Origin of the sequence: Wenzhouxiangella sp. 15190 (genome assembly GCF_003417465.1) — a bacterium.
Classification (GTDB): domain Bacteria; phylum Pseudomonadota; class Gammaproteobacteria; order Xanthomonadales; family Wenzhouxiangellaceae; genus Wenzhouxiangella.
In genome coordinates this window covers 35616-47946 of sequence record NZ_QVMV01000003.1, presented here as the reverse complement: position 1 = coordinate 47946, position 12331 = coordinate 35616, and the positions used below count along the sequence as shown (strand labels likewise).

12 protein-coding genes are annotated in these 12331 nt (G+C 62.9%); 6 read left to right on the top strand and 6 right to left on the bottom strand.

What is annotated here, in order from left to right; genetic code table 11:
* Window positions 1-120: 120 nt before the first annotated feature.
* Together DZK26_RS00645 and DZK26_RS00640 are read right to left on the bottom strand one after the other, a co-directional pair.
* Window positions 121-615 (bottom strand): DUF1249 domain-containing protein, encoded by a 495-nt coding sequence (locus tag DZK26_RS00645; protein ID WP_116896983.1) that lies wholly within the window; start codon window positions 613-615, stop codon window positions 121-123.
* A gap of 121 nt (window positions 616-736) precedes the next feature.
* Window positions 737-1555, bottom strand: coding sequence for a pyruvate, water dikinase regulatory protein (locus DZK26_RS00640; protein WP_116896984.1), 819 nt, complete (start codon window positions 1553-1555; stop codon window positions 737-739).
* A 67-nt stretch (window positions 1556-1622) separates the two neighbouring features.
* Here DZK26_RS00640 and ppsA point away from each other — a divergent pair, with 67 nt between their 5' ends.
* Entirely contained in the window at window positions 1623-3986 is a 2364-nt protein-coding gene (gene ppsA, locus DZK26_RS00635; RefSeq protein ID WP_116896985.1) for a phosphoenolpyruvate synthase, read from the top strand.
* A 151-nt stretch (window positions 3987-4137) separates the two neighbouring features.
* On the opposite strand, the gene orn is transcribed toward ppsA, so the two are convergent.
* Entirely contained in the window at window positions 4138-4686 is a 549-nt protein-coding gene (gene orn, locus DZK26_RS00630; protein ID WP_116896986.1) for an oligoribonuclease, read from the bottom strand.
* Between the two features lie 56 nt (window positions 4687-4742).
* Between orn and rsgA the strand changes: the two genes are divergently transcribed.
* Window positions 4743-5618 (top strand): ribosome small subunit-dependent GTPase A, encoded by an 876-nt coding sequence (gene rsgA, locus DZK26_RS00625; protein ID WP_116896987.1) that lies wholly within the window; start codon window positions 4743-4745, stop codon window positions 5616-5618.
* 42 nt (window positions 5619-5660) lie between these two features.
* Here rsgA and DZK26_RS00620 read toward each other — a convergent pair whose 3' ends face one another.
* On the bottom strand, window positions 5661-6329 hold the full coding sequence (locus tag DZK26_RS00620) for an SDR family oxidoreductase (RefSeq protein WP_116896988.1): 669 nt from the start codon (window positions 6327-6329) through the stop codon (window positions 5661-5663).
* Between the two features lie 112 nt (window positions 6330-6441).
* On the opposite strand from DZK26_RS00620, the gene DZK26_RS00615 reads away from it, so the two are divergent.
* From DZK26_RS00615 to DZK26_RS00600, 4 genes are read left to right on the top strand one after another with little or no spacing between them, the layout of a single operon-like run.
* Entirely contained in the window at window positions 6442-6759 is a 318-nt protein-coding gene (locus DZK26_RS00615; RefSeq protein WP_147306582.1) for a phosphodiesterase, read from the top strand.
* Window positions 6760-6780: 21 nt separating this feature from the next.
* Complete coding sequence (locus DZK26_RS00610) at window positions 6781-7767, top strand: agmatine deiminase family protein (protein WP_116896990.1); 987 nt, start codon at window positions 6781-6783, stop codon at window positions 7765-7767.
* On the top strand, window positions 7764-8651 hold the full coding sequence (locus tag DZK26_RS00605; protein ID WP_116896991.1) for a carbon-nitrogen hydrolase: 888 nt from the start codon (window positions 7764-7766) through the stop codon (window positions 8649-8651). Before DZK26_RS00610 ends, DZK26_RS00605 begins: the two co-directional genes overlap by 4 nt.
* A complete protein-coding gene (locus DZK26_RS00600; RefSeq protein ID WP_116896992.1) occupies window positions 8620-9522 on the top strand; it encodes a polysaccharide deacetylase family protein in 903 nt (300 codons plus the stop codon). The genes DZK26_RS00605 and DZK26_RS00600 overlap by 32 nt, the downstream gene beginning before the upstream one ends.
* A 272-nt stretch (window positions 9523-9794) precedes the next feature.
* Here the strand turns inward: DZK26_RS00600 and DZK26_RS00595 are convergent, their stop codons facing one another.
* Entirely contained in the window at window positions 9795-10292 is a 498-nt protein-coding gene (locus tag DZK26_RS00595) for a hypothetical protein (protein WP_147306583.1), read from the bottom strand.
* A gap of 13 nt (window positions 10293-10305) precedes the next feature.
* Window positions 10306-12294 (bottom strand): SDR family oxidoreductase, encoded by a 1989-nt coding sequence (locus tag DZK26_RS00590; RefSeq protein ID WP_116896994.1) that lies wholly within the window; start codon window positions 12292-12294, stop codon window positions 10306-10308.
* Window positions 12295-12331: the final 37 nt, after the last annotated feature.

The following is a 12331-nucleotide window of genomic DNA, read 5'->3' as shown; positions in this document are numbered from 1 at the left end:
CAAAGCGGGCCGAAGCCGCGCACGGCAAGGCCCGCTTGTCGCTTACCGGGCCAGCCGCCCGGCATCCGGATCAGTATTCTAAACCAAGCCGGCCGGGCAGGCCAGAAAAACCGCCTCGAATCAGGCTTCGGGAGCCGCCGCCCCGACTTCCGGCGAAAAATCGCCCACAGGGTGCATTGTCTCGGCACCGTGGCCCCGGGCGATGAGATGATCTAGCCACTTCAGCAGTGCCCGGTTGAGCCGCCAGTTGCGAGCGACCAGACCGTTGATCGCCAGATCCGGCCCGGCGAATCGCTGGATTCCCTGCTGGGGGCTGAAAGCAGTGGCTTCGGCCATGGCAGCGTCGTGATAGATACGCACGTGGGCGTTGGGATTGTGCGAACGCTCCGCCCCGATAATGTAGGACAGGCGAACGAAAGTGGTATAGGGATGACGCTCGATCACCTCCAGGTACAGCTCGGGCTCGGAACCCGGCTGCGAGACGAGGTGGTCGCTTTCGGCAAGCGCATCGGGCAACAGGACATTGAGCGCGCGATAGAGCGCGCTGTGCAGTTCCGGAAGCCGCCGCGCCAGAATCCGGCTCGAGGGCTGCAGTTGGCGGGTCGTTGTGAGCATGGCCGGCGAGAATATCACACCGGCAGAAAACTGCCACCCCCTGCCCAACTTCAAGCACCAAATCCCAAAACCCAATTTCCAAACAAATTCGAATGATCGAAATTCGAATGTTCCAAACGGATTAGCGCATTTCGCGGTTGAGACCCAGTTCCAGCAGGATCCGGCTGGCCAGCTCTTCCACCGAGGTCTCGGTCGACGACAGCATCGGCACGCCTTCTGTTCGAAGCATGGCCTCGGCCGCCTCGACCTCGTATCGACACTGCTTGAGCGAAGCGTAACGGCTACCCGGGCGTCGCGCTTCGCGAATGTGGGACAGGCGCTCGGGGTCGATACTCAGACCGAACAGTTTCCGCTTGTGCTCGCGCAGGAAACCCGGCAGGCGCGTTTGTTCGAGATCCTCCTCGGTCAGCGGATAGTTCGCCGCCTTGACGCCGAAATGCAGGGCCATGTACAGGCAGGTCGGGGTCTTGCCGGAACGGGAAACGCCGACCAGGATCACTTCGGCCGTATCCAGACGCTTGGAGATGCCGTCATCGTGCGTCAGCGCATAATTGGTCGCCTCCATCCGGTCCTCGTAACCCTGCGAGTCGCCCATGCCGTGCGCCTGGCCGACACGGGGTGAACGGGGCACGCCCAACACCTCCTCCAGCGTTCCCATGAAAGTACCGAACATATCGAACAGGTGGCCTTTCGAATCGTCCAGGATGCCGCTGACTTCCGGGTCGACGATCGTGCTGAAAATAATGGGTCCTTCGCCGTTTTCGGCCTCGGCTGCCCGATCGATCAGGGAGACCGCATCACGCGCCTTGCTCGGTGTATCGACGAAAGGCAATCGCACCTGCCGGAAATCCACGTTCGAAAACTGCGTCATCAGGCTGTGCCCGAAGGTTTCGGCGGTAATCGCGGTGCCGTCGGAAACGAAAAATACGGTTCTTCGCATGAGCCTCGTGCCATCTACAAGCGGTTACAATAAGCAGCTGGTCTAAACCGCTGCTGTTGGAGTTCGAGTGTCCGAGTATATCCTTTGGCTCGATGAGCTTGGTATGGGCGACCTGGATCAGGTCGGTGGGAAGAATGCCTCGCTGGGGGAGATGATCAAGCATCTCAGTGACCTCGGGGTCAGCGTGCCCGGCGGATTCGCGACCACGGCCGACGCCTTCCGAAAGTTCCTCGAGCAGTCCGGACTGGCCGAGCGAATCGGCGAGACACTGGAGACGCTCGACGCAGACGACACCCGCGCCCTGGCGAAGGCCGGCAGTGAAATCCGGCAATGGATCATGGACACGCCCCTGCCGGAAGACCTGGAGCAGGGCATTCGCGACGCGTATGTCCAGATGCAGGAACGCTACGGGGGCGACCTGGCCGTCGCCGTGCGTTCCTCGGCCACGGCCGAAGACCTGCCCGACGCTTCGTTTGCCGGCCAGCAGGAAACCTTCCTCAACGTCTGCGGTATCGACGCGGTGCTCGAGAAGATCCACGCCGTCTTCGCCAGCCTCTACAACGACCGGGCAATCGCCTACCGCGTCCACCAGGGATTCGCCCACGCCGATGTGGCGCTGTCGGCCGGCATCCAGCTGATGGTGCGAGCCGGTACCGGCGCGGCCGGCGTGCTGTTCACCCTCGACACCGAATCCGGCTACCGCAACGTGGTCTTCATCACTTCCAGCTACGGGCTGGGTGAGTCGGTCGTCCAGGGTGCGGTCAATCCGGATGAGTTCTACCTGTTCAAGCCGAACCTGCGCGCCGACAAGCCGGCCGTGCTGCGTCGCAGCATCGGCACCAAGGCGAGCCGCATGATCTACGGCAGTGGTGACGGTGGCGGCGTGCATACCGAAGACACGCCCGAGGCGGACCGTCTCAAGTTCTCGATTTCCGATGCCGAAGCGACCGAGCTGGCGAAGATGGCCCTGACCATCGAAGATCACTATGGCCGCCCGATGGACATCGAGTGGGGCAAGGACGGCGAGACGGGCGAACTATTTATCCTCCAGGCCCGCCCGGAAACCGTGAAAAGCCGTGCGGGCCAGAGCATGGAACGCTTCCGGCTGGAATCGACCGGCTCGATCCTGGCCGAGGGCCGTGCCATCGGCCAGCGCATCGGGCAGGGCAAGGCTCGCGTGATCGAGTCACTCGACGAGATTCACGAAGTCGAGGAAGGCGACGTGCTGATCACCGACATGACCGACCCCGACTGGGAACCGGTGATGAAGCGCGCCGCTGCCATCGTCACCAACCGCGGCGGCCGCACCTGCCACGCGGCCATCATCGCCCGTGAACTGGCCATTCCGGCCGTGGTCGGCTGCGGCGACGCCACCGAGCGCGTCCCTCACGCGACCGAAGTCACCGTGGCCTGCAGCGAAGGCGACACCGGCCGCATCTACGACGGAAAGCTCGAATTCAGCGTCAGCGAGGATTCGCTCGACGACATGCCCGAGCCCCCGCTAAAAATCATGATGAACGTCGCCAACCCGGACCGGTCCTTCGATTTCGCCCTGATACCCAACCATGGCATCGGCCTGGCGCGCCTGGAATTCATCATCAATCGCATGATCGGCATCCACCCACTCGCCCTGCTCGACTACGACGGCCAGAGCGACGAAGTGAAAGCCGAGATCGACCGGCGAACCGCCGGTTACGACGACCCGGTGAGCTTCTACGTCGACAAGCTCGCCGAGGGCATTGCCACCATCGCCGCACCCTTCGGGCCCAACCCCGTCATCGTGCGCCTGTCGGACTTCAAGTCCAACGAGTACGCCAACCTGATCGGTGGCGAGCGCTACGAGCCCGACGAGGAAAACCCGATGATCGGTTGGCGCGGCGCCTCGCGCTACGTCGACGAGAATTTCCAGCCCGCCTTCGAGCTCGAATGCCGGGCAATGAAGAAAGTGCGCGAGGAAATGGGGCTCGACCATGTCTGGGCCATGGTGCCCTTCGTGCGCACCGTCGGCGAAGCCCGCGACGTTGTCGCCGTCATGGACAAGTTCGGACTCAAGCGCGGCGAGAACGGATTGAAGATTATCATGATGTGCGAGTTGCCTTCGAACGCGCTCAGCGCCGAAGCCTTCCTGGAGCATTTCGACGGCTTCTCGATCGGCTCCAACGACATGACCCAGCTGACCCTGGGCCTGGACCGTGATTCCGGGCTGGTCGCCCACCGCTTCGACGAGCGCGATCCGGCCGTCAAGGCAATGCTGGCGATGGCCATCGAGGCCTGCCGCAAACAGGACAAGTACATCGGCATCTGCGGCCAGGGACCGTCGGACTACCCCGACCTCGCCGAGTGGCTGATGGACCAGGGCATCGAGAGCATGTCGCTCAACCCGGACACCGTAGTGGACACATGGCGCAACCTGGCGCAGCATCGCGGTTGAGTTCGGTGGTGGTTGGTCTAACCTCGTCCGTCGGGGAATCCGGTGGCTCGACTGTCGAAGACAACCGGAACCACGGAAATCACGGAAGGCACGGAAAAAGAAAACCTTTTCACTCTTCCGTGTTTTCAGTGAGTTCCGTGGTTACAAGATTTTAAGTCCCACCAAGCTCCCCCATGAATCGCCGATAGTACTTGAGCTCCTCGACCGAATCCCTGATATCCTCAAGCGCCTGGTGGCTGGATTCCTTGCTGAAACCCTCGGCCACCCGCGGCGCCCAGCGGCGCGCCAGTTCCTTGAGGGTGCTGACATCGAGATTCCTGTAGTGAAAGTAGGCTTCGAGTTCGGGCATCAGACGCGCCATGAAACGGCGATCCTGGCAGATGGAATTGCCGCACATCGGCGAGACGCCGGCCGCAACGTGCTTCTCCAGGAAAGCGATTGTCCGTCGCTCGGCTTCGGGCAGATCGATCTCCGACTCAAGACAGCGGCGCACGAGCCCGGACTCGGTATGCGTGCGCGTGTTCCATTCGTCCATGCCCTCGAGCATCGCCCGAGGCGTGGCGATCGCCAGTTCCGGCCCGACGGCCACCTCGGCAAGATCGGCATCGGTCACCAGCGTGGCGATTTCGATGATCGTGTCGGCGGCCGGGTCAAGGCCGGTCATTTCCAGGTCGATCCAGATCAGGTAGTTGTCGTTCATGCCCGGGCGGGGAGTTGCAAAACCGGCTTCGCACTATACCAGCCCGGACGTTGCGCATGACCGCTGGCGCTGTCCGTCTTGTTCAGGCGCACGCCAATCATGGGGCAGCCGCGGTCGACGGTGAACTGAAGCCGGTCCACTTCCCACGCCGAATCGAACGCCCCCTGCCCGGCGATCTCGTCCGGATCGACAACGCCGGAACCCTGACCGAGGTTCTCGAGCGACGAAACCTCTTCGGCCGCGGCGATAATCGCGGCCGCTTTCGCCCGATTGCCGCCAATCTCGACCGCGCGGTGATCGTTATCGCAGCCGAACCGGCACCCAGCCGGGACCTGCTGCACCGCTACCTCGCCGCCTGCCTCATACGCGAGATTGAACCGCTGATCGTGGTCAACAAGTCCGATCTCCCGCGGCCCGAGCAGCCGCCATTTACCGAACTCGACCAACTTGCCGAACTCGGCTTTGCCTCGATCGAGGCACGCTGCCAGCCGGACCTGGACGTCGCGTCGCTCGAAGCAAGGATTCGCTCGGGCGTCACCCTGCTTGCCGGCCAGTCCGGCGTCGGCAAGTCGTCGCTGCTCAATGCGCTCATTCCGGACCTGGAAGCCCGGACCAGGCAGCTGTCACGGGTCACCGGCAAGGGCAGACACACAACCACCACGGCCACGGCCCACCCCTACGCGGACGGAGGCTGGCTGATCGATACGCCCGGGGTATGGGAGTACGGGCTCTGGAAAATGGACGCCAGGACGCTGGAGCGCGGCTTCCCCGAATTCTCGGAGCACGCCGCCGCCTGCCGCTTCCGCGACTGCCGCCACCGCTCCGAGCCGGGTTGCGGCGTCATCGCCGCCGTCGAATCGAGCGCCCTGCCCGCCTTCCGCCACGAAGCCTGGCTGCGCCTGCTGGCCGAGCAGGAGCGATTGGGTCGGTAGTCGGTAGTCTGTGGTCTGCACCTCTGACGACAGACTACAGTCCTACCATGGCAATTCCTCGCCATTGGCGTGGCGGAAGCTGCCGGTCGTTTCCATGCTCAGCTCGTCGATGCGCTCGACCAGGCCGGCAGCCGCCTCGGCGGGATCAACGTGCCCCTGACCGCCGGTCATGTCCGTGCGAACGAAGCCCGGGTGCAACAGGCCGACGGCAATCTCCCGGTCCCTGAGCTCGTGAGCCAGGGTCACCCCGGCCATGTTCACGGCGGCCTTGGACATGCGATAGGCCCAGGCGCCTCCGGAACCGTTGTCGGCGATGGAACCGACCCGCGAAGAAACGATCGCCACCTTGCCCCCGTCGTTGAGGTGATTGAGCAGGGCGCGCGTCACGCGCAGGGGTCCGAGGGAGTTGACTTCATACTGGGCCCGCCAGTTGTCGATTTCATCCTCGATGCTGTCCAGACTCGAAGGAATCAGGAGGCCGGCGTTGTTGACCAGCAGGTCGATCCGCGTGCCTCTCAGGCGGTTGGCCAGGTCCTCCAGGCTCGCGCGATCAGTGATGTCGATGCCCTCCTCGACCTGGGCGTCGAGCGCCTTGAGATCGGGTGACGCCTCACGGCAGACGGCGATGATTCGGTAACCCCGATCGCCGAGCTGGCGGGCCAGTTCGAGCCCGATACCGCGATTTGCACCAGTAATTACGGCTGTTTTCATGATTGCGAGAGTCCGCTTTGGGTCCGGCCCTTATGCTACTATTTTTGCGCGTACGTTTAGTCTTGCTGTGAAAATCACTGCAGGCCGTGAGGGCACTACCAGAGGAACTGCCATGATGCGAAGAATACCGGGCAAGCTGGTTTTGGGGGCGGCTTTGATTGGAATGACGGGGATCGCCATGGCCGGCGATGTGCTGTTGATCGAAAAGGTCGAGGAGCGCATGATGCGCGACCTCCCTCAGAACGGGCTCACCAAGGCCCGGGTCGAGGAGCGCTACGGCGCACCCGAAGAAAAGCATGCGGCCGTGGGTGAGCCGCCGATCACGCGCTGGGTCTACGACGATTTCAACGTCTTTTTCGAATACAACCTCGTCATTGAAAGCGTGCTCCACCACGACGCCATCGTTCGAGAGGCCGAGGCTCGGCGCTAGCCCTGGAAGCCGCGAGCAGTCATGTCGCATACCGACTACCGTCTTCCGGCGGAATGGGAGACCCAGAGCGCAACCCTGCTCGCCTGGCCGGCAGACGATTCCGACTGGCACCATAGCCTGGAAGCCATACGGGACGAATACCGGGCATTGATCGAAGCCACACTGGCTTTCCAGCCGGTCGTCCTGCTGCACTCCGCCGGCGAATCCGGCCCGGAAGGGCTGCCCCGGCGGCCCGACCTGCATCGCCTGCCGATGCGCTACAACGACACCTGGTGCCGCGACTACGGCCCGATCACCCTGGTATTTTCCGGGTATCGTCTGGCGCTCGATTTCTACTTCAACGGCTGGGGTGGCAAGTATCCGGCCTCGCTGGACAACCGCGTCAATACGCACCTGTCGCGCCACGACCTTTTCGACCGGATGCAGTTCCGCCAGTACCTCTTCGAACTCGAGGGCGGCGCCATTGACAGCGACGGTCGCGGTCGCCTGCTGGTCAACTGGCATTGTCTGAGCATGCGCCATCCCCATCTTGACAAGGGCGAGATCGACTTCGAACTGCATAACCTGCTCAATGTGGACAAGGTCATGGGCATCGATCTCGAGCCCATGACGGGCGACGACACCGACGGTCACATCGACACCCTGGCACGGTTTGCCGACCACGACACCATCGTCTTCCAGACCCAGTCGCAGGCGAAGCGCTCGAATCGGCTACGAGGCCAGCTGGAGGCGTTGCGTACGCGCGACGATGCCGAATACCGCTTGATCGCCCTGCCCCACCCCGACGATATCGGTGACGATCTGCCTGCCAGTTACGCCAACTTCCTGTTCGTCAACGGGGGCTGCCTGGTCCCCGCCTACGGCAGTCGACATGATGAGCGTGCATGCGACATCATGGCCGAACTCCTGCCTGACAGAGTGGTGGTATCCATACCGGCAGCCACGATGATCACCCAATCAGGCGGTCCGCATTGCGCCAGCATGCACATCCCGGCGGCACTCGGATGAGCACACGCCAACTCGACATCGCCCTTATCCAGCACGCCATGGGGCCGGAGGCCGAAGACAACCGAGCCACCACGGCCAGCGGCATCGCCGAGGCGGCCGAACTGGGCGCCGAACTGGTCGTGCTGCCGGAACTGCATGCCAGCGAGTATTTCTGCAAATACCAGGACCCGGCCCTGTTCGACCTGGCCGAGCCACTCGACGGACCCACCGCGCGAATGCTCTCGCACGCGGCAGCCGATCACGGCGTGGTGGTGGTCGGGTCGATTTTCGAGCATCGGGCGGCCGGGCTTGCGCACAATACCGCACTCGTGTTCGAACGCGACGGCAGCCTGGCCGGCATCTATCGCAAGATGCACATACCCGACGATCCCGGCTACAACGAAAAGTTTTACTTCACGCCGGGCGACCTGGGCTTCGAACCCATCGATACCTCGGCAGGAAGACTGGGCGTCCTGGTGTGCTGGGATCAGTGGTACCCGGAAGCGGCCCGGCTGATGGCCCTCGCGGGCGCGGAAGTTCTGCTGTATCCAACCGCGATCGGTCTCGACCCCGACGACGAGGAACCCGAACAGCTCCGTCAACTCGATGCCTGGCGCACAATCCAGCGGGCCCACGCAGTGGCCAACGGGATCCCGGTCGCCACCTGTAATCGGGTCGGTTTCGAACCCGACCGCTCGGGCGGAGAGCGAGAGGCGGAATTCTGGGGCCACAGCCTGGTCGCCGGCCCGCAGGGCGAGATTCTCGCCGAGGCCGGCAGCGAAGCGGAAGTCGTTTTCGCCCGGGTCGATCTCGGCCGCTCCGAGGAAGTCCGGCGCATCTGGCCCTTCCTGCGCGATCGGCGCATCGACGCCTATGGCGATCTTCTCAAGCGCTGGCGAAACTGAGCGGCAGCCGGGATCCATGGGCGCGCGCTTCGTCATTCTGACCTGGCATTCCATCCGGGTGCTCGACAACACCCCGGCGGAGAACGACCTGATCGCGTTCAGTGACAACCTCGCGCTGCTCGACAGGCTCGGCTGGACCATCCTGCCGCTATCCGACGCGCTTCGCCGCCTGGCAACGGGCGACTTGCCCGAGCGAAGCGTGGTGTTGACCCTGGATGATGGCTCGATCATGGACTTCCATGATTTCGAACATCCCACTTGCGGCCCGCAAGAAAGCATCTACAACCGCCTTCGGGCCTTCGCCCAATCCCCCGCCATCGGGCCGCGCCATCGCGTTCACGCCAGCACCTTCGTGATTGCCTCGCCCGAGGCGCGCGAAGAGCTCGACCGGAAAACCACCCTCGATCTGGGCGTCTGGCCGGACGACTGGTGGTCGGCCGCGAACGCCAGCGGCCTGATGTCAATCGAAAGCCACAGCTGGGATCACAACCACGATGCGCTGGCCCGCACAGCCCAGCGGGACAACCGCCGCGGCGACTTCAAGCTGATCGACACACCCGCCGAATGCCGCGCCGAGATCGACCAGGCCAGCGACTACATCGAGCATCGCGCCGGTCGCCGCCCGCGCTTTCTGGCCTACCCCTACGGCCAGGCCAGCGACTACCTGGTCAATGATTACCTGCCCCGCCACGCCGGGAATCTCGGCCTGGAAGCAGCGCTGGGGTGCGAGCCGGCCCCCGTCACTGCAGGAAGCAATCGCTGGATGCTGCCACGCTATGTCTGCGGCCACGACTGGACCAGTGATCAGGAACTCGAGCGCCTGCTCAATGAGGCGGCTCCGAAACTGACCGCGTCAACGATCACCGGCTAAATCGGTGGCTTGCTGTTACGGCTCAACGCCGGTTGAAGTACCAAATCACAAGCACCAAATTTCAAACAATTCCCAATGAACGAAATTTCAATGACCCAAACCGGGCCGCCGGCGAGATCATGCGGTTTGCCGCAATCCCGGGTCAGATCGGCCCTTATTGACCTCGCATATGGGTGCTTGAAATTTGGGATTCTTCAAGCCCGATCCATAGCCAAAAGGCGAGTAGTTTGCGGATCCCCTATCCGGGACTCGAAAGCGCGGCGTCCTTCCATTCAAAAGGGACCCAACTCGTATACCGCCTCGGTCAGTGCCTGCTTGCGCTGCGCTTCGATCGGTCGATGAAAATGAGCGAGCAGGTGCTTGTACCGGGTGTACTCGAATCCGGCTTGCAGGTCCACTTCTTCGGCGCGGGCGTCCCCGCAGTAGCCGAAAAAAGCCTCGAAGTCCCCGGCCATTCGCGTGAAGGCATGACGCAGGAGCGAATAGAGGACACCGCCGGCTTCGCGGATGGCCGCGGCGTGCCCGGCGTCGACATGCGCAAAGGCCCGGCCGTCCGTGCAGCCTCCTCCGACCAACGCGACCGTTTCATGCCGACCGATCTGCAGGTATCCCAGGGGCACGAATCGAAACGGCCCGGCCCGATAGCAGCCGATGAGGTGCCGACCGCGATCGGGCAGTTCATGGCCCAGCTTGTGGCGAAAAATCTCGCCGGCGAGAAAGTCGCCGTCGCTGACCTCCACGACGCGATAGAAATCCTGCAAACGAGTCACGGTTGATCCCCGCCTACCAGTGGATACCGCGCATGAGCGAAGCGAAGGCCACCTGCTCCTGGGTCGGCTGGACTTCACCTTCGTCCTCGCGCCCCTTGGCGGCCGCCGAGTCCGGGAACATCCGGAACGCGGAATTCATCACGATCTCCGCGATCTTGGGCGTTGTGGCGTGCAGGACCTGGGAAAAGATGCCCAACCTGGTCGCGATCCGCTGCGGCCGGTAGATGACCGCCTGCTTGATCATGTCGGCGGCATCCTCGGGCGTGATGGTCGGTACGTGCTCGTAGATCTTGGTCGGCGCGATCATCGGCGTGCGTACAAGGGGCATGTTGATGGTGGTGAACGACACCCCGGTATCGGCAAACTCCGAAGCCGCGCAACGCGAAAATGCATCCAGGGCCGCCTTGGACGCGACGTAGGCTGAAAACCGTGGTGCGTTCGAGAGCACGCCGATCGACGAAATATTGATGACCTGTCCGCCGCCACGCTCGACCATCACGGGCAGGAACCCCATGATCAGCTTCAAAGAACCGAAATAGTTGAGCTGCATGAGGCGCTCGTAATCGTGGAAGCGGTCGTAGGAAAGCTGGATGGAACGGCGAATCGAGCGGCCCGCGTTGTTGACCAGGATATCGACCGCGCCATGGTCGGCCAGCACTTGCTCGATCAGCTTCTCGCCCTGCTTCATGTCGGCAAGGTCGGCGGTGTAGTAGAAGGCCTTCCCGCCGTCGGCCTCGATTTCGGCCTGGGTCTCCTTCAGGCCCTCCTCGCCGCGCGCGACAATCACGACCTTGGCGCCGGCCTGCCCCATCATCAAGGCGGTGGCCTTTCCGATACCTGAGGAAGCGCCGGTGATCAAAACGATCTTGTCGCGCACCTGCCCCGACAGTGACCGGTCGATGAACAACTCCGGATCGAGGTGACGTTCCCAGTAGTCCCAGAGCACCCAGGCATAATCTTCCAGCGGCGGCACTGAAATACCCGAACCCTTGAGCGCCTTTTCCGCATCGCGATTGTCGAAGCGCGTGGGGTAGCTGAAAAAGCTGAGCATGTCCTTCGGAATGCCGAGATCCTCGAGCACCTGCTTGATGATCCGGCGTACCGGCGGAAGCATGGTCAGCCCCTGCTTGACCGGGGCCGGAATGAAACTGAACAGCCGTGCATCGATGCGCATCGACATCAGCGGCGCATGCGCGGCTTCGGCAAACAGGTTCATCACCTCGCCGATGCGCTTGGGGTTGGGATCGGTCAGGTGAAAACACTGGCCGTCGAGCTTGGGCTTGTGGGCGATGTGATCCATGGCCTGGGCGACGAAGTCGACCGGCACGATATTGATGCGGCTACCCTCCAGGCCGAGCGTCGGCACCCAGGGCGGCAGCATGCGACGCATTTTCTGAATCAGCTTGAAGAAATAGTAGGGGCCGTCGATCTTGTCGATCTCGCCGGTCTTCGAGTGACCGACGACGATACCCGGCCGGTAGATCCGCCAGGGAACGGAACATGTCCGGCGCACCAGGCCCTCTGACTCGTGCTTGCTCCGAAAGTACGGGTGCTGCAGTCCCGTCGCCTCCTCGAACATGTCTTCCCGGAAAGTGCCCTGGTAGAGGCCGGCAGCCGCTATCGATGAAGTGTGGTGGAAACGCTTGGCATTGATCTTTTCGGCCAGCTCGATGGCGTGCCTGGTGCCACCGATATTGGCCGCCTCATTGCTTTCGGCATCCGCCGCCAGGTCATAGACTGCGGCCAGGTGGAAGAAATGCCTGACCTTCCCCTTGAGCTGCTCAACATCCGCCTTGCCGACGCCGAGTGCCGGCTTGGTCAGGTTACCGGTCACCGCCACCAGGCGCCGCTTGTGATCCGGCCAGCGTTCTTCGACGAGCTTGTTGAACTTGGTCTTCGAACCCCGCCGCACCAGCACGTAGATCGTTCCCTTGCGCCTGACGAGCTGGTCGATCAGATTGCGGCCGATAAATCCGGTCCCCCCGGTGACGAAATAGCTCATTTCTGGCACTCCCTGCGACGTGGTTGTGATCAGCCCC